The 23,184-nt window shown below is 64.5% G+C and carries 26 protein-coding genes; 19 read left to right on the forward strand and 7 right to left on the reverse strand.

Annotated elements, in window-relative coordinates; translation table 11 throughout:
- Positions 1-32: 32 nt before the first annotated feature.
- Together M8744_RS01155 and M8744_RS01160 are read right to left on the reverse strand one after the other, a co-directional pair.
- Positions 33-1,256, reverse strand: a complete 1,224-nt coding sequence (locus M8744_RS01155; protein WP_251409989.1) for an MFS transporter — start codon at positions 1,254-1,256, stop codon at positions 33-35.
- An 86-nt stretch (positions 1,257-1,342) separates the two neighbouring features.
- Positions 1,343-1,942, reverse strand: a complete 600-nt coding sequence (locus M8744_RS01160) for an ImuA family protein (protein ID WP_251408118.1) — start codon at positions 1,940-1,942, stop codon at positions 1,343-1,345.
- Positions 1,943-2,065: 123 nt separating this feature from the next.
- Between M8744_RS01160 and M8744_RS01165 the strand changes: the two genes are divergently transcribed.
- Both M8744_RS01165 and M8744_RS01170 read left to right on the forward strand, forming a co-directional pair.
- Positions 2,066-3,115 (forward strand): aldo/keto reductase, encoded by a 1,050-nt coding sequence (locus tag M8744_RS01165; RefSeq protein ID WP_251408121.1) that lies wholly within the window; start codon positions 2,066-2,068, stop codon positions 3,113-3,115.
- On the forward strand, positions 3,115-3,561 hold the full coding sequence (locus tag M8744_RS01170) for a lipocalin family protein (RefSeq protein WP_251408124.1): 447 nt from the start codon (positions 3,115-3,117) through the stop codon (positions 3,559-3,561). Before M8744_RS01165 ends, M8744_RS01170 begins: the two co-directional genes overlap by 1 nt.
- A gap of 15 nt (positions 3,562-3,576) precedes the next feature.
- Here M8744_RS01170 and M8744_RS01175 read toward each other — a convergent pair whose 3' ends face one another.
- On the reverse strand, positions 3,577-4,437 hold the full coding sequence (locus tag M8744_RS01175; RefSeq protein ID WP_251408127.1) for a helix-turn-helix domain-containing protein: 861 nt from the start codon (positions 4,435-4,437) through the stop codon (positions 3,577-3,579).
- Positions 4,438-4,543: 106 nt separating this feature from the next.
- Between M8744_RS01175 and M8744_RS01180 the strand changes: the two genes are divergently transcribed.
- The 3 genes from M8744_RS01180 (at position 4,544) to M8744_RS01190 (ending at position 7,161) form a co-directional block, all read left to right on the forward strand.
- Entirely contained in the window at positions 4,544-5,506 is a 963-nt protein-coding gene (locus M8744_RS01180) for a fatty acid desaturase (RefSeq protein WP_251408130.1), read from the forward strand.
- A 20-nt stretch (positions 5,507-5,526) separates the two neighbouring features.
- Complete coding sequence (locus M8744_RS01185) at positions 5,527-6,429, forward strand: EamA family transporter (RefSeq protein WP_251408133.1); 903 nt, start codon at positions 5,527-5,529, stop codon at positions 6,427-6,429.
- 78 nt (positions 6,430-6,507) lie between these two features.
- Positions 6,508-7,161, forward strand: a complete 654-nt coding sequence (locus tag M8744_RS01190; RefSeq protein ID WP_251408136.1) for a class I SAM-dependent DNA methyltransferase — start codon at positions 6,508-6,510, stop codon at positions 7,159-7,161.
- Between the two features lie 135 nt (positions 7,162-7,296).
- On the opposite strand, the gene M8744_RS01195 is transcribed toward M8744_RS01190, so the two are convergent.
- Positions 7,297-8,007, reverse strand: coding sequence for an NUDIX hydrolase (locus M8744_RS01195; protein ID WP_251408139.1), 711 nt, complete (start codon positions 8,005-8,007; stop codon positions 7,297-7,299).
- A 26-nt stretch (positions 8,008-8,033) separates the two neighbouring features.
- Positions 8,034-8,414 carry a DUF983 domain-containing protein gene (locus M8744_RS01200; RefSeq protein WP_251408142.1) on the reverse strand — a complete coding sequence of 127 codons (381 nt, stop codon included), beginning with the start codon at positions 8,412-8,414 and terminating at the stop codon, positions 8,034-8,036.
- A 216-nt stretch (positions 8,415-8,630) separates the two neighbouring features.
- On the opposite strand from M8744_RS01200, the gene M8744_RS01205 reads away from it, so the two are divergent.
- From M8744_RS01205 to M8744_RS01220, 4 genes are all read left to right on the forward strand, one after another.
- Positions 8,631-9,179, forward strand: a complete 549-nt coding sequence (locus M8744_RS01205; RefSeq protein WP_251408145.1) for an EF-hand domain-containing protein — start codon at positions 8,631-8,633, stop codon at positions 9,177-9,179.
- A gap of 78 nt (positions 9,180-9,257) precedes the next feature.
- Complete coding sequence (locus M8744_RS01210) at positions 9,258-9,845, forward strand: RNA polymerase sigma factor (RefSeq protein WP_251408148.1); 588 nt, start codon at positions 9,258-9,260, stop codon at positions 9,843-9,845.
- Positions 9,835-10,218 (forward strand): hypothetical protein, encoded by a 384-nt coding sequence (locus M8744_RS01215; protein WP_251408151.1) that lies wholly within the window; start codon positions 9,835-9,837, stop codon positions 10,216-10,218. Before M8744_RS01210 ends, M8744_RS01215 begins: the two co-directional genes overlap by 11 nt.
- A 3-nt stretch (positions 10,219-10,221) precedes the next feature.
- Complete coding sequence (locus M8744_RS01220; protein ID WP_251408154.1) at positions 10,222-10,725, forward strand: periplasmic heavy metal sensor; 504 nt, start codon at positions 10,222-10,224, stop codon at positions 10,723-10,725.
- 31 nt (positions 10,726-10,756) lie between these two features.
- Here M8744_RS01220 and M8744_RS01225 read toward each other — a convergent pair whose 3' ends face one another.
- A complete protein-coding gene (locus tag M8744_RS01225; protein ID WP_251408157.1) occupies positions 10,757-12,142 on the reverse strand; it encodes a diguanylate cyclase domain-containing protein in 1,386 nt (461 codons plus the stop codon).
- 81 nt (positions 12,143-12,223) lie between these two features.
- Here M8744_RS01225 and M8744_RS01230 point away from each other — a divergent pair, with 81 nt between their 5' ends.
- Positions 12,224-12,508, forward strand: coding sequence for a DUF3572 domain-containing protein (locus M8744_RS01230; protein WP_251408160.1), 285 nt, complete (start codon positions 12,224-12,226; stop codon positions 12,506-12,508).
- Positions 12,509-12,521: 13 nt separating this feature from the next.
- Here the strand turns inward: M8744_RS01230 and M8744_RS01235 are convergent, their stop codons facing one another.
- Positions 12,522-12,977 (reverse strand): MarR family winged helix-turn-helix transcriptional regulator, encoded by a 456-nt coding sequence (locus M8744_RS01235; RefSeq protein ID WP_251408163.1) that lies wholly within the window; start codon positions 12,975-12,977, stop codon positions 12,522-12,524.
- A 103-nt stretch (positions 12,978-13,080) separates the two neighbouring features.
- On the opposite strand from M8744_RS01235, the gene M8744_RS01240 reads away from it, so the two are divergent.
- The 9 genes from M8744_RS01240 to M8744_RS01280 all read left to right on the forward strand — a co-directional run bounded on the left by M8744_RS01240 (position 13,081) and on the right by M8744_RS01280 (position 23,093).
- Positions 13,081-13,770 carry an HAD family hydrolase gene (locus M8744_RS01240; protein ID WP_251408167.1) on the forward strand — a complete coding sequence of 230 codons (690 nt, stop codon included), beginning with the start codon at positions 13,081-13,083 and terminating at the stop codon, positions 13,768-13,770.
- 107 nt (positions 13,771-13,877) lie between these two features.
- Positions 13,878-15,443 carry a trimethylamine methyltransferase family protein gene (locus tag M8744_RS01245; RefSeq protein ID WP_251408170.1) on the forward strand — a complete coding sequence of 522 codons (1,566 nt, stop codon included), beginning with the start codon at positions 13,878-13,880 and terminating at the stop codon, positions 15,441-15,443.
- Between the two features lie 98 nt (positions 15,444-15,541).
- On the forward strand, positions 15,542-16,129 hold the full coding sequence (locus M8744_RS01250) for a heme NO-binding domain-containing protein (protein WP_251408173.1): 588 nt from the start codon (positions 15,542-15,544) through the stop codon (positions 16,127-16,129).
- A gap of 1 nt (position 16,130) precedes the next feature.
- Positions 16,131-17,150 carry a GGDEF domain-containing protein gene (locus M8744_RS01255; protein ID WP_251408176.1) on the forward strand — a complete coding sequence of 340 codons (1,020 nt, stop codon included), beginning with the start codon at positions 16,131-16,133 and terminating at the stop codon, positions 17,148-17,150.
- A gap of 502 nt (positions 17,151-17,652) precedes the next feature.
- Positions 17,653-18,333 carry a GntR family transcriptional regulator gene (locus M8744_RS01260; RefSeq protein ID WP_251408179.1) on the forward strand — a complete coding sequence of 227 codons (681 nt, stop codon included), beginning with the start codon at positions 17,653-17,655 and terminating at the stop codon, positions 18,331-18,333.
- Positions 18,330-19,922: a gamma-glutamyltransferase family protein gene (locus M8744_RS01265; RefSeq protein ID WP_251408183.1), complete on the forward strand. Its 1,593-nt coding sequence runs from the start codon at positions 18,330-18,332 to the stop codon at positions 19,920-19,922. The genes M8744_RS01260 and M8744_RS01265 overlap by 4 nt, the downstream gene beginning before the upstream one ends.
- Positions 19,919-20,431 carry a TRAP transporter small permease subunit gene (locus M8744_RS01270; protein WP_251408186.1) on the forward strand — a complete coding sequence of 171 codons (513 nt, stop codon included), beginning with the start codon at positions 19,919-19,921 and terminating at the stop codon, positions 20,429-20,431. The genes M8744_RS01265 and M8744_RS01270 overlap by 4 nt, the downstream gene beginning before the upstream one ends.
- Positions 20,428-21,984 carry a TRAP transporter large permease gene (locus tag M8744_RS01275; protein ID WP_251408189.1) on the forward strand — a complete coding sequence of 519 codons (1,557 nt, stop codon included), beginning with the start codon at positions 20,428-20,430 and terminating at the stop codon, positions 21,982-21,984. Before M8744_RS01270 ends, M8744_RS01275 begins: the two co-directional genes overlap by 4 nt.
- Before the next feature lie 29 nt (positions 21,985-22,013).
- Positions 22,014-23,093 carry a TRAP transporter substrate-binding protein gene (locus M8744_RS01280; protein ID WP_251408192.1) on the forward strand — a complete coding sequence of 360 codons (1,080 nt, stop codon included), beginning with the start codon at positions 22,014-22,016 and terminating at the stop codon, positions 23,091-23,093.
- Positions 23,094-23,184: the final 91 nt, after the last annotated feature.

Genomic DNA, 23,184 nt, shown 5'->3' on the forward strand with positions numbered 1-23,184 from the left:
GCTTGCCGTCGGGGGCCAGTGGCGCACCGATCTTAGCGGTTTTCCCGGTCGCGCCCTGTCAGCCGCCCGATCAGGAAGGACGTGCGCGGCGCGTAAACGTACCGTGTGCGCCGTTCGACCCCGGGCCTCGCCCGCATGCGGATCAGCCCGAATACCACCAGCACCGCGTGGCCCACGGCGATCATCGCGAACATGGCGGGCGGGCCGAAACCCGCGATCAGCCACGAGGCGACAAGCGGTGCGGCGATGGCCCCAAGTGCGAAATGGAACATCAGCGCGGCCGACAACTCCACCCGCTCGGAACTGTCGGCAAAATCATGGGCATGTGCGGCGGCGACCGAATAGATCGGAAAGGTCGTCAAACCGAACAGCCCGGCGGTCAGCAATATCTGTGTCGTGGTCAAATCGCGCATCAGCGCGGTCAGAAGGCAACTCCCGATCGCCGCGACGGACAGCCAGATCAGCACCCAGCGCCTGTCATACTTGTCTGCCAGCCACCCCACCGGGTATTGCGCCAACGCCCCGCCCGCCACGAAGGCGGCCAGGAAATAGGCGATCTGGTCGGTCGCCAGCCCCACACCTGTGCCGTAAACCGGCCCCACCATGCGAAACGACGCGCTTGATAGCGCGGCGACAATCACGCCGGCCGCGGCCAGCGGCGAGCGCGTGACCGCCAGCATCGGGCGCAGCCGCGGTGCGGCGGGCGTTTCGGGCTGTGACACGCGCGTCAAGGTGATGGGCAACAGCGCCGCACAGCACAGCAGCGCCAGCAGGTTGTAGGACACGTAGCTGGCTGGCTCCAGCACCGATATCACCATTTGCGCCATCAGCGATGCGCCCATGTCGGCCACCCGGTAAACACCCATCGTACGGCCGCGCGATTCGTTGGTAACCTTGGCTTGCAGCCATGCCTCGATCACCGTGTAACACCCGGCCACGCACAGCCCCGACGCCACGCGCATAATGGCCCAGGCCAGCGGGTCGATCACCAGCATATGCGCCAGAAGGCCAATTGCGCCCGTTGCGGTAAAAGCGGCAAAGGCGCGGCTGTGGCCCACCGAGCCCATCAGCCGTGGCGCCCACCAGCATCCGATGAAGAATCCCAGGAAATGGGCCGAGCCCAAAAGGCCGATTTGTGCCGTGCTAAAATCCAGCGCCAGCCCCGACAAAGCATCCAGCGGCCCCACGCCGCCGGTGGACAGCTGCAGCAGGATGACGGACAGGAACAGGGCGGCGAAGGTGATCAGCAAGCGCATAATAGCGCCCACCATCGCAGGACCGGCCCGGGGCGCAAGCCGCTTGTCGACAGCACGTGTCGTTTTTCACCCGCGCCGGGCCGGGCCTATCCCTGGGGCGGTGCGGCCGGACCGGCGCTCAGCCGCCCGTCCTGGCATCGCATTTGCCACGCCTTGGGTGGCAGGGTGCGGGCGCGGCGGCGCTCCAGACGCCAGGCAGGGCCATCCGCCCCGTGCGCCGGGGCCATGTGCCAGCGGCTTTCCACCCCGGGTGCGCCACCATCGCCCGGCGTCAGGATCAGGCCCAGCGGCGCCATCCCGGCTGTTTCGGCGGCAAGGTGCAGCCGTCGTACCGGCGTCAGGCCGGGTGGGCGTGGCAAATCGGCCACCACCAGCGGCACCACGGTACTGCGCAGCGCCTCTTCCATGCACCACAGCACATCCTCGTCGCGGCGCGGGTCGGCAAACAGGAACCGCCCCGGATCGGCCCAGCCGGCCATGCCGCAGGGCGACAGCCGGTCACCGTTGCGCGCGGGCGTGATCCAAAGCACCGGCCCCGTCATGGCGCCTGCCAACCACAAGGCCGCGCTGCGCCGCGCCGGGCCGCACAGTTCGTGCACGCGACCGCGCGCCAGTGCCATGTCGGGCACGGGTGCCACGGCCTTGGGGCCGTGCCGGGGGTGGCGGGGCAACGTGAGTGCATTCATGCGGCAGAGTATAGATGTTCGTCAAATGTTCTCAAGCCCGGCCACCATCCGGCTGGCATTTCCGGCTGGCGCGGTTAGTGTGGCCGCGAACACGGAAACAAAGCAGCGAAAGGCGCGTGACAGATGAAGAAGAACCCGCTGGGCCGTACAGGCCTGATGGTCAGCGAATTGTGCTTGGGCACCATGACATTCGGCACCCAGACGCCCGAACCCGAGGCCCATGCCCAGATCGACCGCGCGCTTGAGGCGGGCATCAATTTCGTCGACACGGCCGAGATGTACCCGGTCAACCCTGTCTCGCCCGAAACCGTTGGCCTGACCGAGGAAATCATAGGCGACTGGATCGCGGCCAATCCGGGGCGGCGCGGTGATATCGTGCTGGCCACCAAGCACCCGGGCGAGGGCTCGGCCATCCGGCCCGGTGGCACGCCGCTGATTTCGTCGGACACCATCGCCGCCTCGGTCGAAGGATCGTTGCGGCGGCTCAAGACCGGGGTGATCGACCTCTACCAGTTCCATTGGCCCAACCGCGGCAGTTACCAGTTCCGCCGCAACTGGAGCTACGACCCCTCGGGCCAGGACCGCGCCGCCACGATCACCCATATGGAAGATTGCATGGAGGCGCTGTCGCGGCAGGTGGAGAAGGGCAACATCCGCCATTTCGGCCTGTCGAACGAATCCGCCTGGGGCACGACCAGGTGGTGCGACGTGGCCGACAGGCTGGGCGGGCCGCGCCCGGCCAGTATCCAGAACGAATATTCGCTGCTTTGCCGGTTGTTCGACACCGACCTGGCCGAGGTGGCCGTGAACGAAGATGTCGGCTTGCTGGCCTTTTCACCGCTTGGCGCGGGCTTCCTGACCGGAAAATACCAGGGCGGTGACGTGCCCGATGCCTCGCGCATGTCGTTGAATCCTGAAATGGGCGGGCGGAAATCTGAGCGCGTTTTCAATGCTGTCCAAGCCTATCTTGAACTGGCGCGTGAACATGGGATTGATCCGGTTCACATGGCGCTGGCCTGGGCGGCGGGGCGGCCCTTCATGACCTCGGTGATCTTTGGCGCGACCACGCTGGCGCAGCTCGATCATGCGCTTGCCGCGGCGGATGTGAGGCTGGACGACGATCTGCGCCAATCCATCGACGATGTGCACCGCGCGCACCCCATGCCGTTTTGATGTATCGCACCGCTGCCCTGGCCCTGGCCTTGCTTGCCGCCTGCGGGCCGAGCGGGGCGCCCACCGGCCCGGCGATCTATCGCGATGCCGCGGCACCTATTTCCAGCCAGGTCGATGTAACGGCGGCCCGGCTTTCGGGCGACTGGCATGTCCGTGTGGGCCCTGTGCTGGGGCCCGTGGTGGCAGGCGACCGCCTGCGGCTTGACGCGCTGCAAGCCGCAGGTCCGGGCCGGTTCAAGGTCACGCGTGGGCCATTGTCGGGCCGTGTTCTGTGGGTGCTTTGGCTGGACGCTGACAACCGTACCGCTGCGCTTGGCAGCCCGGACGGGAAAACCGCGCTGGTGCTTGATCGTGCGCCGACGGGCGGGGCCGATAGGATCGCCGCCGCGCGCAAGATCATGGCGTGGCAGGGCTATGACATGGCGCGGCTCAAGACGGCGGGCTGACAGGGCGGGCAACGCTCAGTCAATGCGCGCACGCAGCGTTTCGATATAGGCCGCCGCATCGCGCGCGCCCACCTGGGCCTCGCGCACCAGGTGGTCGAAATGCGCGCCAAAGGCCTGGACCCGGTTCGAGTCGCGGAACGCCATATAGGTCTGGCCGACATAGAGCACCGCCAGCAGGGGGCCGAAAACCGTCAGCGGTGCCGAGTAAAGCCGCCGCGCATCAAAGACATACAGGCGCAACCGGGGATAAAACGCCGCGTGCAGTTCGAGGAAACGATCTATCTGCGCGTGCCGGGTCGCGGCGGGCAGCCCTTCGTAATACCCGGTGGCCGAGGCAAAGCTGACCAGTTCGAACACAGGCACCGCGATTTCGTAATCGGAGGGCGCGCTGTGCATCCATTCCAGCCGGTCCTGCGATGCGCCGATGGCCTGACTGGCGGTGCGGCCAAGGTGGGGCGCGTATTCCCATTCCATCATCTCGGGCGTTTTCAGCATGTCGGGCAGGCCGGCCGGCACGTGGCGGATCTTGTATCCTGCAGCCTCTTGGTGCCAGTCGAATATCTGCTGGTCGACCGGCGCGCGCGCCGCCTCGGTCAGGGTCAGCGAACTGGCCAACAGGTCTGCCGCGCTTTCGGGCCGGTCCGACAGGGACAACAGCCAATCGGCCGAAATCCCCAGGCACGCGGCGCATTCGCCCACCACCTGTGCATTGGGCAGCCGTGCGCCATCATCCTTCAGCAATTGCGAGATCGTTGACCGGTCAACCCCGATGGTGCGCGCCAACGCGCTTTGTGACAGGCCCGCAGCCTTCATCGCCTGGTCCAGGCGGTTGCGGAACTGTGTAGCACGGCGACGCTTGTCGATGTTTTGTATCATTTGATGATTGTTATCACCATCGGGGATTTTTGTTAATCATATTCTGAATGTTCTACCGCTGGCCTGGCGCGTAACAAGCACGAACAACACCGAAATCGGAGGCAGAATGGCAGTACGGGACACACCCGTGGTGACGGGGCAGGTTGACGTATCGCAAGACGAGAGTGCCGGTTTGCGCAACAAGGACAGGGTAGAGTGGCCGACGCTGGCGCTTTTGGCGGGGGCCTACACGCTGTGGGGGCTGGGCACGACCTGGGCAGCCGCATGGTGGCTGCCCGCGGGCATGGCGCTGGTGACCTTGGCGGTGGCGTTGCATTCGTCGCTGTGCCACGAGGCCCTGCACGGCCACCCGTTTCGCAGCAGGTGGCTGAACGAGGCGCTGGTGTTTCCCGCCTTGGCACTGCTGGTTCCCTATGGGCGGTTTCGCGACACCCACCTTGCGCATCACCATGACGAAATCCTGACCGACCCCTATGACGACCCGGAAACGAATTACCTCGATCCGCGCAAATGGGCGCGGCTGCCACGGTGGCAACAGGCGCTTTTGATCGCAAACAACACGCTTTTGGGGCGGATGTTGCTGGGCCCCGCGATCGGGCAGGTGGCGTTCATGGCGGGGGATTGGCGCCTGGTAATGGCTGGCGCGCCCGGCGTTCTGCGCGCCTGGATGTGGCACGTGCCGGCGGTAGGCGTGGTGCTGTGGTGGCTGCTGGCGGTGGGCCAGATGCCGTTCTGGGCCTATCTGCTGGCCAGCTACGCGGCATTGTCGGTGCTGAAGATCCGCACATTTCTGGAACACCGGGCGCATGAGCGCGCCCGCGCCCGTACCGTGATCATCGAGGATCGCGGGCCGTTGGCGCTGATATTCCTCAACAACAACTTGCACGTGGTGCATCACATGCATCCCCGCGTGGCCTGGTACAAGCTGCCCGCGCTTTATGCCCGCCATCGCGACCATTACCGCCGCCGCAACGACGCCTATGTTTACCGCTCCTACCGAGAGATTTTTCGGCAGTATTTCCTGCGGGCGAAAGACCCGGTGCCGCATCCGATCTGGCGCGCCCGGTAAATCCGGGGCAGAAGGGCCGCATGGAAACATGGGTCGGGATCACGTTCTGCGCCGCGGCATTTCAAACCGTGCGTTTCATGCTGCAAAAACAGCTTTCGACTGTCGCCTTGTCCGCGGCGGGCGCCACCTTTGCGCGGTTCGTCTTTTCCGCGCCGCTGGTGCTGGTGCTGCTGCCTGTCTACCTTTGGGCCACGTCGCATGCGATGCCCGGGCTTTCGGGGGCGTTCTGGGCCTATGCGATGATAGGCGGGCTGGCGCAGATACTGGCCACGGTATGCGTGGTGCTGCTGTTCAAGCGGCGCAATTTCGCGGTAGGCATCACCTTCAAGAAAACCGAGGTCGTGCAGACCGCGTTGGTGGGGCTGGTTGTGCTGGGCGAGGGCGTCAGCCCCGGCGCCCTGATCGCGATCCTGCTGGGCCTTGGCGGCGTGCTCTTGTTGTCGGACATGCCCGAGATCGACGGAAACTGGCGGCGCCGGGTGATGAACCCGGCGGCGGGGCTGGGCCTGCTGTCGGGCATCCTGTTCGCGGTGTCGGGGGTGACCTATCGGGGCGCGTCGCTGGAAATTGCCAGCGATGATCCGGGCCTGCGCGCGCTGGTCACGCTGGCCGCTGTCGCGACCGCGCAGATGCTGGCGCTGGGGGCTTGGCTGCTTTGGCGCGAACCGGGGCAGGTGGGCCATGTTCTGGCCGCGCATCGCGGCGCCAAATGGATCGGGCTGACATCCATGGCGGGCAGCCTGTGCTGGTTCACCGCCTTCACCATGCAAAACGCGGCCTATGTCAACGCCGTCGGGCAGGTGGAACTGATATTTTCGCTTTTCGCCTCGGTGCTGTTTTTCGGCGAACGACCCACGCTTAAGGAACTGGGGGGAATCGCGCTGCTTACGATCAGCGTTCTGGCCCTTATCCTGCTAGTCTGAAGGCGCGAATTTGCACCTGCGGCCGGCAGGCTTTACCACTGGCGCGAACCCCGAACACCAACCGTAAAGGAGGCAACCATGCCGGCCGATGCCGATTCACCGGATGAAAGATTTCAATCACTGCGCGAGGGCAGCACGGATGCGCAGGCCGTGCAGGCGTATTATGACGACTGGGCGGAGAACTATGATTCGACGCTGAGCGATTGGAATTATCGCGCACCGCAAGACGCCTGCGACCTGCTTGTGCCGCACCTGCCCGAGGGCGCGCGCATCCTCGATGTCGGATGCGGGACCGGGTTGATGGGCGACGCGCTGCGCGCGCGTGGCGATTACGTGCTGGATGGCGTCGACATATCGGGGCGCTCGCTTGCCGTGGCCGTGCAGCGCGGCAGTTATGCCGAGCTGGTGCAGCACGATCTGCAACAACTGCCCTTGCCCTTTGGTGATGACGCGGTCGATGCGGCGGTCTCGGTCGGCGTGCTGACCTATGTCGACGCGGCAGAGCCGTTGATGCGCGACCTGTGCCGCATCGTGTGCGGCGGCGGCGCCATTGCCTTTACCCAGCGCGACGACCTGTGGGCGACACGACGCTTTCCCGACATGCTGAAACGGCTGGAGGACGAGGGGCTCTGGCAGGTCGCGCATGTTAGCGAGCCGCGTGCCTACTTGCCCGGAAATGATGACTTCGGCGACGAGATCAAGGTGATCCACACGCTGTGCAAAGTGGCCTGACACGTGCAGGGTGGCGGGCGCGGCACCGGCACGACAGCCGGTGCGCGCATCGCCAGGCCGGCCCGCGGACCGTCAAGGCCGGGGTCGATCTGTGGTGTCGCTTGCGCGCGGCCTGATCGCCGCGCACCGACCCTGTCAGCCGTGCTTGCGCCCGGTCATCGGGCCAACCCCGCCCAGGCGCAAGAACAGGCTTTCTTCCTCGTTATTGCGGAAGAATGGCACGCTTTTTGGGGGCTCCCGGTCATGGGCGCGGGCCGCGACCTCGGCCAAGACCACCTCGGTGATAAAGGGCAGGTCGAACTCGCGCACCTTGGGCAGGGCGATCCATTGCAGGTGTGATAGCTCGTCACATGCGGCCGAGAAATCATCAAGATCGCTGGCCACCTCGTCGGCATCGACGAGGAAGAACCGCGCATCGAACCGGCGTGGCCGCCCCGGCGGGGTGATGGCGCGAAACACGAATTGCAGCGGATGCGCCGCCGGCACGTGGCCCGTCGCGGCAAATGTTTTCCAATCACCGGGAACATCGCCCGTCCAGTCGCCGGGCCGGCCCAGCACCAAGCCCGTTTCTTCCCACAGCTCGCGTATGGCGGCGGCCGACATCGCGTGGATCAGCGAACTGTCGGCATCCTCGGCCAGCCGGGCCCGGCAAACCTCGGGCACCGGGCTGGCCAGCGGAATGACGGCATCGTCGGGGTCAACCGCCCCGCCGGGAAAGACGAACTTGTTGGGCATGAAGGCCGCCGTTGACCCGCGCTGTCCCATCAGCACATGCGGATCTTCGAACCGGTTTCTCAGCACGATGACCGTGGCGGCGTTTCGAATGGCGGATTTGTCGAGTGTCATAGCGTTCCCCATTTAGGGGCGCGGTATCAGCCAGGTTCGGCAAACCCGTGCATGTAACGGGCCCACTGGAACCCGATCATTGCCCCTTTCAGTCTGGGGAGAAGGTAGAGGGACAATCCGACGCAGCCAATAGCGAATATGGTGAAAAGCACCAGCGGTTCGGGTCGGAACTGTACGAAGACGATGTGAAGCAGCGGCGCCATCAGGTGCCCCACCAGAAGGATAGTCAGGTAGGCCGGGCCGTCATCGGCGCGGTGGTGGTAAAACTCCTGCTTGCACACCGGGCAGCTCTGGCGGACGCTCAGGTAGCCTTTCATCAGCGGGCCATTGCCGCAACGCGGGCACTTTCCACGCCAGCCATGCAAGACTGCGGGCCGTGTTTCGCGTTCCATCGTTTGCTCGGACATTTCTGATCCCTTCGTTCGCACGGCATTTAACATGACCCATCGGTGACGCATCTGAAAGTGGGCGAGATGTCATTGCGTCGCGATGTCGCAAAGAGCGGCGTTATCACGGCTGCGTGACCCGGTGCTTTCGTTGCGACGGAAACCGGGGTGCCGTGCGTTTTACCCTGCAGAACCGGGCAGAATGGCCTTGGTCGAAAGCAGAAACGGAGAGACGCAATGAAACCAGCAGTATTTATCACCAGCCTGAGCGCGCTGATCGTGGCCGGAACGATTGTCACGGCCGGCCCGATGGGCGGCATGATGGGCGGCATGCAGCGCGGCGATGGCCCGCGTATCGACTTCGAGGCCATGGATACCGACCAGGATGGCAAGCTGACCCGCGCCGAGATCGAGGCGCGTGCGAAAGAGCGTTTCAACCAGGTCGACACCGATGGTGACGGGGCGCTGAGCGCCGAGGAAATGGTGGCCGCCGCCCAGGCCCGCGCCGCCGAGCGCGCGACCGAGCGTCACAAGCGCATGGCACAGTGGCGCGACAGCGATGGTGACGGCAAGCTGAGTTTTCAGGAAATGGGCGGCGCGCGCATGGTTCAGATGATGGAACGTGCCGATGCCGATGGCGACGGTGCCGTGAGCAAGGAAGAGATGTCGGCCATGCGCGAGAAGATGCAAAAGCACGGCAAGATGCAGAAACGCGGCGAACGCGGCCATCACGGCATGCATGGCGCGCGTGGTGAACATGGTGGTCACCGGTTCGGGCGCGACTGATCCCGGCGCCCCCTGGGCCGGGCGTGTAGCCCGGCCCTGATTGTGCTTTCGCTGGTAGCGGAGTAGGCCAGACAGGTAATGACCATGCCGCTGGATGCCCTTGACGATCTGCCCGACGACACGGTGCTGACGTTGTTTGCCAATGGCGACGCGTCGGCGGCGCGGGTTCTGACCTTGCGGTTCACCCCGCGCGTCTTGGCCCATGCCTATCGCTTGCTGGGGGACCGGGACGAGGCCGAGGACGTGGCGCAAGAGGCGATGATGCGCCTGTGGCGTATCGCGCCCGAGTGGCGGCAGGGCGAAGCGAAAGTGACCACTTGGTTATATCGCGTGGTGGCAAATCTTTGCGCCGACAGGTTACGGCGCCGGCGCGGGGTGGCGCTGGATAGCGTGCCCGAGCCGGTCGATGACGCCCCCGGCGCCGATGACGAGCTTATGCGACAGGCAAGGGCCGATGCGTTGCAGCAGGCGTTGGACGCATTGCCGGCGCGGCAGCGACAGGCGGTCGTTCTGCGCCATATCGAAGGGTTCTCGAACCCCGATATCGCCGAGATAATGGAAATCGGCGTAGAAGCGGTGGAATCGCTTACCGCGCGGGGAAAACGGGCATTGGCGGCGGCCCTGGCCGGACGGCGCGAGGAATTGGGGTTTGGCGATGATGGATGATGACAAGATGAACCACGGGCTTGACGGCTTCTTTGACGCGGCGCGGAAAACCGCGCCGGCGCCCTCGGCCGAGCTGTTGGCGCGGGTGCTGGACGACGCGCAGGCGACGCAGGCGGCTGCCGGGCAGGTCGCGATGGCGTCAGCCGTTGTCACGCCGCGCCCGACGCGCTTGCGGCAACTGGTCGACCTGTTGGGGGGCTGGCCCGCCATGGCGGGACTGGCCACGGCAGGGGTGGCGGGGCTTTGGCTGGGTATAAGCCCGCCCGCGGCCCTGACGGGGCTGTCGCTGGCGGGTTTCGGCGAGGCCGATCCGTTGCTTGTCAGCATGATATCCGGCGACGAGCTGGACCTTTTGGCGCTGGAGGAAGGGTAACACATGGGCAAGACCGAAACATCGACACCGCCACCGCGGATGAAGGCGTGGCTGCGCGGCGTGTTGTTGGCTTCGCTGGCGCTGAACCTGGCTGTCGCGGGCGTGGTGGCGGGGATGATCTGGCGCCATGGCGTGCCGGACGAGGGGCGCCATGCTCCGCGCTCCGACAGGGTCACCGTGGCCTATATCCGTGCGCTGAGCCCCGAGGACAAACGCGCGATCCGCGACGAGATGCGCGCGCAACTGCCGGGGCGTGATGCGCTGCGCGAGCGGATGCAAGACAGTTTCGACACGGTGCTGGACAGCCTGCGGGCCGACCCGTTCGACCGTGACGCGCTGGCGCGGCAGATGGAGGCACAATTTTCCATCGGCGCGGATACGCGGCGGCTGGCGCGGGCGCTGATGCTGGATCGGCTTGAGGCGATGAGCACAGCGGATCGCCGCGCCTTTGCCGACCGGGTCGAGCAGGAGTTGGAGGCCATGTCGCATCACGGCAAGTCGCGCTGAGGCGACGCCGGCCGGTGGCCGGAACGCCGTGTCAAGCGGCGGTCTGCTTGGCCAGGGTGACCGTGTTGCGCCCGCCTGTCTTCGCGGCATAAAGCGCATGATCTGCCCGGGCCATCAGGGCTTCGGCCCGGTCGGGCAGGATTGACGGCCCCGCCATCGCAAGGCCCACGCTGATCGTCTGGTGCAGTTGGTGCGGACAGCCCGGCACGACGAGCGGTGCGCTGGCCACCGCACGACACAGCCCACGGGCCGTCATCTTGGCGGCCTTGCACGACCGGCGCGGCGCGGCGATCAGGAATTCCTCGCCGCCGATGCGCGCCAGCATGTCGCCGGGGCGCAATGCCTGGCGCAGTCTTTGGGCGACCTGTTGCAGAACGCCATCGCCCACCGCGTGCCCATAGGCATCATTCACCGATTTGAAATGGTCGAGATCGGCCAGCATGACCGCCAGCCCCTGGCCCGTCTGCCGGCTTTCTTCCGCCATGCGTTTGAGCTGGGGCAGCGCGTAGCGCCGATTGTGCAGCCCGGTGAGGGCATCCGTTACCGCCGCGCGCAGCCCGTCATGCACCGTGTCGCGCAGGCGGTCGGCGCGCTGCTTGGCGTCGATCAGGCGAGCCAATCGCAAATCCAGCTCATCCTCTGAAATCGCGCGCGGGGCGACATCGTCGGCGCCGAGATCCAGCAACGCGGCGATATGCGCCTCGGTCGCTTGGGCGGTCAATGCCATGATCGGCAGTCGCCGCGTTTCGGGCTGGGCGCGCAACCCTGCGATCAACTGTGGCGCGGGGTCATAGGGTTGATCTCCGATCAGCACCACGCCCAGATCCGGCACCGACCGCGAGACCATCCCGTGCACCAGGCTCGGCCCGTCGGCGGCCTGGGCCTGGTGTGGCAGGCGCGTGTCCAGAGCATGCGCCAGCGCGCCTGCGGCAACGCGGTCTTCCGACATGACGGTGATTCGGAACGGGCGCTGAAACGGGGTAGGCGGCTCGTCAAGCCCAAGGGCACGGTTCGACCCTTCGCGCAGGCGCAATTCCTCCAGGCTTTCGCTGCCACGCATCAGGCAGCGAATCTGCGCCAGCAACAACGTGTCGCTGACAGGGCGCCCAAGCACCGCATCGGCCCCTGCAAGAAGCGCGTTCAACCTGTGCGCCGAATTCATGGCCGAACCGATCATGATGATCGGCAAAGATCCGACCGGATGGGTCGCACGGATGCGTCGGCACAGCTCCAGGCCCGGCATATCCGCCACGTCGGCGGCGATCAGTGCCAATGTCGTGCCGGGTTCGGCAAGGCGCTCCAGCGCCTCGGCGCCGCTTCCGGCAAGCACCGTGTCGTAATAGGCCGTAGTCAGCTTGGCCCGCAGCACGATTCGGTTGGTGGCCAGTGGATCGACGATAAGCACGCGCCCGGGCATGAAGGAGTCCTTACCTTGCGTCTAACATGTGCAGAGCTTTATGAACTAAGGTTAAGAAAACCTTTCCGGGGATATTCGAAATTGTCTTACACGCAAGAAGCCGCCGAAACGCTGGCGCTGTCCGCCCTTGGCTGGCTGGCGGCCACGGATGACCTGTTGCCGGTATTCATGGGCGCCTCGGGCCTGACCGAGGCCGACCTGCGCGGGCAGGCGGCCGACCCTGCATTCCTGGGGGCGGTGCTGGATTTCCTGATGATGGACGATGCCTGGGTCATACGGTTTTGCGATGACACCGGCACTGCTTATACCGCGCCCATGCAGGCCCGCGCGGCGCTGCCCGGTGGCGCGCAGGTACACTGGACCTGATCGGGCCGTTTCTTCAGAGCGTTGTAAGCGGCGTGCCCTCGGCCCCGCGCAGCTTGGTCAGCAGGCGTTTGAGTTCTTCCTCTTCGCCGGGGGCCAGTTGCGCAGCCATGATCTGGGCGTTGTCACGCGCAAAGGGCGTGGCTGCCCGTATGGCATGGCAGCCCTTCTCGGTCAGAACCACGCGACGCGTGCGCTTGTCCTGCTCTCCGGACGAGCGGGCCAGCAAGCCGTCGCTTTCCATGTGGCGCAGCGCGCGACTGGTGGCGGTGCGGTCTATGCCGACGAAATCCGCGATGTCGGATGGCTGGCTCAGCCCTTCGTTCCCCACGGCCAGCAGGATGCACCAGGTCGTGCGCGTGAGGCCGAGCGTGCGCAACTGTTCATCCAGCCGTCTTTCCTGCACGCGGGCGGCGATCGACAGATGGTATCCCAACGAGTGGTGCAGGCGATAGGGTGGGTCTGTACTCATACGGTCAAAAGGGCGACAAAGGCGCCGAAAGTCAAGCGAGAGGGCTTGTCGCGCACCCGCGGTCGCGACAGTGTCGAGTGGGGCGCGCGCATTGGGGCAGGGCATGGATATTCAGGGCATCATTTTCGACAAGGATGGCACGCTGTTCGATTTCGGCGCCACCTGGAATGGCTGGGCGGCGGGGGTGATCGACCACCTGTCGGGCGGCGACGCGGTGCGTGCGCAGGCAATGGCGGATGCCGCGCGCTTCGATCTGGGCGCGGGGGCGTTCCACCCCGACAGCCCGGTGATTGCCGGCACCAGTCGCGAGGCGGCCGAATGCCTGGCCTCGGCCCTGCCCGAGCGCGACCTGGACGAGATCGAACGCCTGCTTGACGAGATGGCCGCCCGGGCGCCCCTGGCCCCGGCGGTGCCGCTCGATCCGTTCCTGGCGGAGCTGGGCGCGCGCGGTCTGCGGTTGGGCGTCATGACGAATGACAGCGAAGTTACCGCCATGGCCCATCTGAACGCCGCCGGCATTGCCCGAAGGTTCGATTTCATTGCCGGGTTCGACAGCGGCCACGGCGCAAAGCCGGCGCCCGAGCCGCTTTTGGCCTTTGCCACCTTCGTGGGGCTGGCACCTGCCAATGTCGTGATGGTTGGCGACAGTCTGCACGACCTGGTGGCAGGGCGCGCGGCCGGGATGCGCACCGTCGGCGTCCTGACCGGCATGGCCGGGCATGACGAGCTTGCCCCGATGGCTGACGTGGTGCTGCCCGATATCGGTCATCTGCCGACCTGGCTGGTGGAATAGCGCCACAGCACCCGCCCAAAACCGACGAGTTCCGTCGCGAATCGACAGGAACCCGCCGTGCTCTGCGTGATCTGCTGGATTTGATCCGCAGGACAGGAGCGTATGACATGGTCGATGCAGAAACCCCCACACGCAAGCGTCGCGGCGGTGGCCGTTCCGGCAATGCGGCACGCCGTGGCACGGCGGTTATCGAGCAGTCGGCCTGGCGCATACCTGTCAACACCGATCATCCGACCGAACCCTTGCCGCCCGAGGGTGTTGCCGCGATTCACGAAGCGGCGATGACCATCCTCGAGGAAATCGGAATCGAGTTCCTCAATGTCGAGGCGCGCGACATCCTGCGCAAGGCAGGGTGCACCATCGAGGGTGAAAACGTGCGCATGGACCGCGATTTCGTGATGGAAATGATCGGCCGGGCACCGTCGCAATTCACGCTTACCCCGCGCAACCCTGACCGGCAGATCACCATCGGCGGCAATCACATCTTGTTCGGAAACGTCTCGTCCCCGCCCAATTACTGGGACATGGAGCTGGGCCGCAAACTGCCCGGCACGCGCGAAATGTGCCGCAACCTGCTGAAACTGACGCAGTATTTCAACTGTATCCATTTCGCGGGCGGCTACCCGGTCGAGCCGGTGGACATACATGCCAGCGTGCGCCACCTGGACGTGCTGTATGACAAGTTGACGCTGTCGGACAAGGTGATGCACGCCTACAGCCTGGGCCGGGAACGGGTCGAGGACGTCATGGAAATGGTGCGCATCGCGGGTGGTTGGAGCCACGAGGAATTCGAGGCCACTCCGCGCATGTATACCAACATAAACTCGACCTCGCCGCTCAAGCATGACGAACCTATGCTGGATGGCTGGATGCGGCTGGCGCGGCGCGGGCAGGGTTTGGTGGTGACGCCCTTTACCCTGGCCGGGGCGATGGCCCCGGTGACGATGGCCGGCGCGGTCGCGCAATCGCTGGCCGAGGGGCTGTGCGCCATCGCGTTGGCGCAATACATCAACCCCGGTGTGCCTTGCGTGATCGGTACCTTTACCTCAAATGTCGACATGAAATCCGGTGCGCCTGCCTTTGGCACGCCCGAATACATGCGCTCGACCCAGATGACCGGCCAGATGGCGCGGTTCTACGGGTTGCCGATGCGGTCCTCCGGTGTGTGTGCGGCCAATGTGCCCGACGGTCAGGCGGTGTGGGAGACATCGAACAGCCTGTGGGCGGCGGTCCAGTCGGGCAGCAACATGGTCTATCACGCCGCCGGCTGGCTGGAGGGCGGGCTGATCGCAAGCCCCGAGAAGTTCGTGATGGATTGCGAGGTGCTGCAACAGATCCAGCGCTATTTCGAACCCGCGATCGTGGATACCAGCGCCGAGGCGCTGGCGCTGGATGCCATCCGCGACGTGGGGCCGGGCGGGCATTTCTTCGGCACGCAGCACACGCAGGATCGCTATACCACCGCGTTCTACCAACCCTTCCTGTCGGATTGGCACAATTTCGAAGCCTGGGAAGCAGCCGGTGCCGTTTGGACGCCCGAACGCGCGCATCGCGTCTACAAGGACATCATCGGCAGTTTCGAGCCCCCCCCGATGGACGAGGCGATCCGCGACGAGCTGGCCGATTTCGTGGCCCGCCGCAAGGCCGAGGGCGGCGCGCCGACCGATTTCTGAGACCTGTCCGCGGAAACCGCCGGTCGTGGACATGTTGAGGGTTTCTTAACCCCCCGTCCCATACTCTGCCCGATGTACGAGTGGAAAGGAGCGGGGTCATGCACGGCCTGATGAACAGGGCGATCGAGTGCTTTGTCCGCGATGCCTATGGTGATGATCGCTGGGCAGACGTGGCGCGCATCGCGCAACTGGGATTCGACGGGTTCGAAGCGATGCTGCGCTATGAAACCAGCCTGACATGGCGTGTTCTGGACGCGATCACGGACGTGCTGGGCAAACCGCGCAACGATGTTCTAGAAGATATCGGCACGTATCTCGTGTCTCATCCCAAAACCGAGGCATTGCGCCGCCTTTTGCGGTTTGGTGGCGTCGATTTCGTCGACTTCCTGCATTCGCTCGACGATCTTCCCGAAAGGGCGCGCCTTGCGGTTGACGACCTGGATCTGCCCCGGCTGGAATTGCGCGATCTCTCGTCCAACAGCTTCAGCCTTACGGTCCATGCGGATTTTGCCGGGTTCGGGCACGTGATGGTGGGTGTCTTGCGCGCCATGGCCGACGATTACGGCGCGCTGGTGATGCTTGACCACTCCGGCGACGCCGGCCCGATCGAGGTTATCTCGATCGTGCTTGTTGAAACGGCTTATGCCGAGGGGCGTAGCTTTCACCTGGGTGCCGGGGCCGGGTAGTATGCGCGCGCTTGATGTCATACCCGTGCTTGACGCGCTTTGCCCGATGCACATGGTGCTGTCTGGCACGGGGCATGTCACCCATGCCGGCGCGACCCTGTGCAAGCTGCGCCCGATGCAGGATTTGCAAAACGCCCGGTTCCTGGAGCTGTTCGAGGTGCAGCGCCCCCGCGGGCTGACCACGATGGAAGACCTGCGCCGGGTTGCCGGCACGCGCATGCACCTGCAATTTCGCGATACGCCCAAGACCGGGTTCAAGGGCATCCTGGTGCCCTGGCAAGATGGTGCGGTGGTCAATCTCTCGTTCGGCATCTCGATTCTCGATGCGGTGCGCGACTATGCTCTGACCAACGCCGATTTCGCGGCCACCGACATGACCGTTGAAATGCTCTACCTTGTCGAGGCGAAATCCGCCGCGATGGAGGCCAGCCGAAAGCTGAACCAGCGCCTGCAGGCGGCCAGGGTCGCGGCAGAGGAGCAGGCCTATACCGACACTTTGACCGGGCTCAAGAACCGGCGCGCGCTTGATCACGTGCTGAATCGGCTTGGCGAAAGCGGGGCGCCTTTTGCCCTGATGCATCTCGATCTGGATTTCTTCAAATCGGTGAACGACACGCTGGGGCATGCAGCGGGCGACCGTGTTCTGCAAAAGGTTGCCCGCTATCTGGTTGATGAGACCCGGGAACAAGACACCGTCGCGCGCGTCGGCGGTGATGAGTTCGTGATCGTGTTGCCCGGGCTTACCGATCCTGCCCGGATTGAAAGCATCGCACGTCGCATCATCGACCGGCTGGAAAAACCGATCCCCTTCCAGGGCAAGATGTGCCGGATCTCGTGCAGCATCGGCACCACGCGATCCGACCTTTATCGCCGGCCTGACATGGCGCGGATGATGGGCGACGCGGATGTGGCGTTGTACGTGTCGAAGCGACAGGGGCGGGCCCGTCACACGATCTATGAACCGTCCCCCGCTGACACGCCACCCGACCCAAGGCCCGCGCTTCAGGCGGCGCAGAAGTAAAGGGCCAGGCACGGCCCGATTTGCAACCTATCGCTCGATGAGATCGTGGCGCGGTTCTGATACCGGCCGCAACGCTCGCCATGCATGACTTGGCAGAGTCCAGATGCCGCTGGATCGCGTTTCGCGAGACATCATTTTGGCGCGCAGCCATTCGAAGGCGCCAATCATCGGGCGTTGTCCGAGGTTGGGCTTTCGATGCCCACGCCTGCAAGTCCTACCTGCTTTCCCTCGGCTGCGTGGCATAGGCCAGGAGCGGTGGAGCCTGCGTTGCCTGAATCGACGAAGGGCCAAGAAGCCGGTCCACCAACCTCGTGTGATGGGCTGATTTGGGGTCTCGCTGACGCTGCCAGGCTGAACTTCAACTGCGATGGCGCGACCAGGGGAATAATAACCAATAATTAACATATACTTACGTCAATTGTGTGGTAAGAAATAAAATTGTATGCAAAAATGGTTTACAGAATACAGTTTGTCGCCATAGCGTAAAGAAACAGGAGGACCGATGCCCCATACGCTGCGTCAGAAAATCGCTGACCTCGTTTTGAGGGGAGAGTTGAAGCCGGGCGATCGGCTGGATGAGCACTCCCTGGCCGAGCAGTTCGGCGTGTCCCGAACCCCCGTTCGCGAAGCGATCCGGCAACTCGGGGCGTCGGGCCTGGTCGAGATCCGGCCCCGTCGTTCAGCGGTGGTGCGCAGCTTCGATCAAGCCGAGCTGAACGAGGCTTTCGAAGCAATGGGAGAGATCGAGGCGATCTGTGCTTCGCGCGCCGCGGTGCGCATGAACGACGCCGAACGCCTGCGCCTGCGGGCCTTGATCGCGACCTCCGAAGATATCAGCGCGCGCACCGATCGGTCCGCCGCGCTGGAGATGGATTTCGAGTTCCACGGGCTTCTCCACGATGCGTCGCGAAACTGGATGCTCAAGGCCGTGGCCGAAGAGACGCGGCTCAAGATCACGCCATACAGCGCCGCCCTTTATACCATGGAAGGCTACAACGCCGATCTCGACCGGCCACACCGGCAACACGCGGCCATCGCTGCGGCGGTTCTGGCGGGCGAGGCCGAGCGGGCTGGCATGCTGATGCGTGAGCATATCGCGCAGGCGCTGATCTCGCTGCAGAAGTTCTTTGAAGACACGGCTGCGCAGTCCGACGCACCCAAGGTGAAAGGCAATACCCGATGAGTCATTCCTACCAAGGCCCCGGCCGTGCGCCGATGTTCGCAACCGATGCCATGTGTGCCACGTCCCATCCCTTCGCCGCGCGGGCCGCGCTCGAGATTCTGGGCGAGGGCGGTAATGCTGTCGATGCGGCGGTGGCGGGTGCGCTTGTCCTGGGGTTCTGCGAGCCCGCCATGACCGGGCTTGGCGGGGATGTGTTCGCGTTGATCCACGATCCTTCGACGGGCAAGTCGCGCGCTTTGAACGGCTCGGGCCGCGCCCCGGCGGCGCTTCACGCGGAAAACCTGCGTGCGCAGGGTCTGGCCTCGGTCTCGCCTGATTCCATTCATTCGGTAACCGTGCCGGGTGCAATTGATGCCTTCGACCGCTTGATCGGCGAAGATGGCAGGCTCGATCTCGCCACGGTGCTTGCCCCTGCGATCCATTATGCCGAGAGCGGCGTGCCGGTTCATCGGCGCACGGCAATCGATGCCGAAACATTCCACGGCCGGCTCAAGGGCGCCGGGAAAACGCATTTCCTGAACGCCGGGCAGCCCTATCGGGAAGGAGAGCTTTTTGCCTCGAAGGCGCAGGCCGATGCGCTCAGGCTGATTGCGCAAGACGGGGCCAAAGCGTTCTACGAAGGTCCGATCATGGAAGACATCCTTGCCACGCTGCGCGCCGAGGGCGGGCTGCACACGGCCGAGGATTTCGCCGCGACGCAGGCCACGCCGGTTACGCCCATCCGCCGGGCCTATCATGGGCACGACCTTGTCGAACTGCCGCCCAACGGGCAGGGGGCAACCGCGCTGTTGATTGCCGCGCTTCTGGAGAAATTCGATATCGCGGCGCTTGACCCGAACGGCGCCGAGCGCGTGCACCTGGAAGCCGAGGCAACGCGCCTGGCCTATGCCGCCAGAAACCGTTTCGTCGGTGACCCCGGCGACGGCACGCTCGACCTTGACGGTATGTTGTCAGAGCAGGCCGTGGATGCGCTGGCCAGCCAGATTGACCCCAAGCGCGCCGGAACCATCCTTCAGCCTCGCGCCGAGGCGATGCACAAGGACACCGTTTATATCACCGTGGTTGACCGCGACGGGCTGTGCGTATCGCTGATCTACTCGGTCTTCTGGCCCTATGGGTCCGGCTGGGCATCGGAACGTTACGGGGTGGCCCTGCAAAATCGGGGCGCGGGGTTCACGCTGGACGAAGGCCATGTCAATGAACTGGCCGGAGGCAAACGGCCGCTGCATACCCTGCTGCCCGGCTTGATCGAGGTTCCCGGCCATTATGCCATGCCCTTCGGCGTGATGGGCGGGCCATACCAGGCCACGGGCCACGCACATCTGCTTTCGAACCTCGTCGATTTCGGCATGGACATTCAGGCGGCCATCGATGCGCCACGGAGCTTCCTGGATATCGCGACCGGCAAACTTGAACTGGAAAGCACGTTCAGCGAGACGGTCGCCGCCAAGCTGGAAGAGATGGGGCACACCTTGACCCGTGCAGCGGTGGGTATGGGCGGGGCCCAGGCTATCCGGCGGGATGTGAACACCGGGCTGCTGACAGGGGGGAGCGATCCGCGCAAAGACGGCATCGCTCTGGGCGCATGACGGAACGGGATGGAACAGGCCGCAACCGGTTCGGTTTTGCCGGGGTGTTGCGCGGTATCGCAGCCTTCGCGGTGATTTCCCTGCTGTTTGCGCAGATCGTGATCGTTGCGCTGCGGTACGTCTTTTCGATCGGGGCCCCCTGGGCCACGGACCTGCTGACCTACCTGTTCTTTTTCATCGTCTCGCTGCCGCTTGCGGCCGTGCTCTTGTATGACGAAAGCGTGCGCGTCGATGTCTTCAACCAGCGTTTCCCGCCCGCCATGCGCAGGGTGATCGACCGGATTGCCCTGCTGGGCCTGTTGTTCCCGGCCATGAGCTGGGCCGCGTGGAAGGCGGTGCCAATGGTGCAAACCTCTTGGCGGGTGCTGGAAAGCTCTCCCACGTTGGGCGGGTTGCCCGGCTTCTTCATTCTCAAGACGATCACGGCGTTGGTCTTTGTGACGCTTGCCGTGGTGTCATTGATCCTAGGGTTGCGGCCCAGCCTGTATGGCAAGGACACCAAGACATGAGCGGTATACTCCTTTTCCTGCTGGGCATCGTCCTTTTGGGCGGGATACTGTCGGGCGCCCCGGTTTCATTCGTTCTGATCGGGACGCCGACGCTGATCGCCTTTCTTGGCGCCTCTCTCGGGGTTTTCGATCTGGGGTTTCTATCGGCTTTCCCCTCACGCGCATTCGGCATCCTGACGAACGAGGTGTTCTTGTCCGTGCCGCTGTTCGTGCTGATGGGCGGGTTGCTTGAGCGGTCGAACATCGCCAAGCGCATGATGTTGACCGCAGGGGCGCTTTTCGGTGATCGCGAAGGCGGCATGGCCTATGCGGTCGTGCTTGTCGGCGCGTTGCTGGCCGCCTCCACCGGAGTGATCGGGGCGACGATTTTCATGCTTGGCATGATCGCGATGCCTGCAATGCTGTCGGCGGGCTATTCCAAGTCGCTGGCCTCCGGCGTGATCTGCGCCTCGGGGTCGCTTGGCCAGATCATCCCGCCCTCCATCCTGTTGATCCTGCTTACGGACCAGGTGTCCTCGGCCTACCAGGCCGGGCGGCGGTCGGCGGGGGAATGGGCGGTCGAACCGGTATCGGTGGGCGATCTCTTCGCGGGCGCCTTCATCCCCGGTTTGTTGCTGGTTCTGCTTTATATCATCTACATTTTCATAACCACCTTGCGGCGGCCCGGAAGCTGCCCGCCGGTCGTGCCCCGCGACGAGGCGGGCAACCAGACGCGCCCCGACATGGGCGAGGTCATCTATACGCTGGTTCTGCCGCTCGGACTGATCGTGATCGTGCTGGGCTCGATCCTTGGCGGGATCGCAACGGCGACAGAAAGCGCGGCACTTGGCGCGGCCGGGGCCCTCGTGATGACGGCAATGGACCGTGAAGGCGTGTCACGCTGGCGGCGGGTGTTGATGATCTCGGTTTTGCCCGCCGCGCTTGGGCTGGTCGTGGTCAAGTTCTTCGGCGGTGCGCAGGCCGGGCCGCTGGCGGCCGGCGCGGGCTTTGCGGCGCTCGCTATCCTGTGCTTCGGTACGATTGCGGCAATGGTGCAGGAACTGCGCCTTGGCGGCATGTGGCAAGTCGCGCTCAACACGGCCAGCATGGTCTCGATGCTGACGCTCATCGTGCTGGGTGCCACGATGCTGGCGCTGGTCTTTCGCGGGTTGCACGGCGAAGCGATGGTCGAGGATTTCCTTCACAATCTTCCGGGCGGCAACATGACCGCCGTGCTGGTCGTGATGGCAATCATCTTCGTGCTGGGCTTCGTGATCGAATATGTCGAGATCATCTTTATCGTGGTGCCGATCGCGGGGCCGCCGCTCATGGCTGCGGGCGTCGATCCCGTGTGGTTCGCGATTCTGATCAGCCTCAACCTTCAGATAAGTTTTCTCACACCGCCATTCGGCTACGCGCTGTTCTATTTCCGCCGCGTTGCGCCCGCCAGTGTGAGCACCGTGGATATCTACAAGGGGATCGTACCGTTCATCCTCTTGCAGATGATTGCATTGGCGGCCGTCTTCCTGGTCCCCGAGCTGGCAACCTGGTTGCCCGATGCGATCTATAACTGAACGGTCCAAACAACAGGGATGCGATCAAAATGAAAAGAAGAGCCTTCATCACGGCGGCTGCGGCCGCACCGGCGGGCCTCGCGGCGCCCAACATCGTCCGCGCGCAAGCGCAGCATAACTGGAAACTCGTCACTTCGGTGCCCCGCGGCCTGCCCGGTCCGGGTGTCTCGGCGCTTCGCTGGGCCGAGCGGATCACCGATATCACCGAGGGCGCGATCAACGTCGAGGTGTTCGGCGCCGGCGAACTGGTCGCCCCCTTCGCCACGCAAGAGGCGGTCGAAGGCGGCACGGCCGAGGTGTATCACGGATCAGGGTCGTGGTTCTCGGGGCGCGATATCGCGCATTCCTTTTTCACTGCCGCGCCCTTCGGGCTGACCTATGACGAGATGCACGCCTGGATGTATTTCGGCGGCGGCCAGGAGCTGCTTGACGAATTCACCAACCCGCGCGGTCTCAAGATCTTCATTGGCGGGGGGTCCGGCCTTCAGACTGCCGGCTGGTTCAAGAAAGAGATCAAGTCGCTCGACGATTTGCAGGGGCTCAACTTCCGCGCGGCGGGCCTTTACGGCGAAGTGCTGCGCAAGCTTGGCGTGAACCCGACATCAATTCCGCCCGGCGACATTTTCCCCGCGCTTCAGGCGGGCACGCTCGACGGGGCCGAATGGGTCGGGCCGTCCAATGACCTTGCATTCGGTCTGCAGAACGTGGCCGGTTTCATGTATGCGCCTTCGCCGGTCGAGATTTACGGCGGTATCGAGTTCGGTATCGGCATGGATGCGTGGAATGCGCTGACCGATGCGCAACGCGTGATGGTCGAGGCCGTGACCGAGGCCGAGGCGAACCGCTCGTCCGCCTATACGCTGCACGCGCATTTGCAGGCCTATGAAAAGCTGCAAAACATGCCCGAACTTACCATCGACACCTTCCCCGATGATGTCTGGGACGCGATCGAGGTTGCCGCGGCAGAGGTCATCGAAGAGGTGAAACAGACCAGCGACTTCCATCAGCGTTTCGTCGAGGCCTACTATGCCTATGCGCGGCAGTCGACGCAGTACAAGCGCTTCTACGATTCAGCCTTCCTGACCAAGCGTCAGAGCTTCTTCGGCTGAACGAGCGGCCAGCCTGGCCGGGAACGGGTCGCGCCCGGATGTGAAAACCGATTGCATCTGTTGGCCGGTCCGCTTTCCCGCGTTCAAGGCT

Origin of the sequence: Lutimaribacter degradans, assembly GCF_023703375.1 — a bacterium.
Taxonomy (GTDB): Bacteria; Pseudomonadota; Alphaproteobacteria; order Rhodobacterales; family Rhodobacteraceae; genus Lutimaribacter; species Lutimaribacter degradans.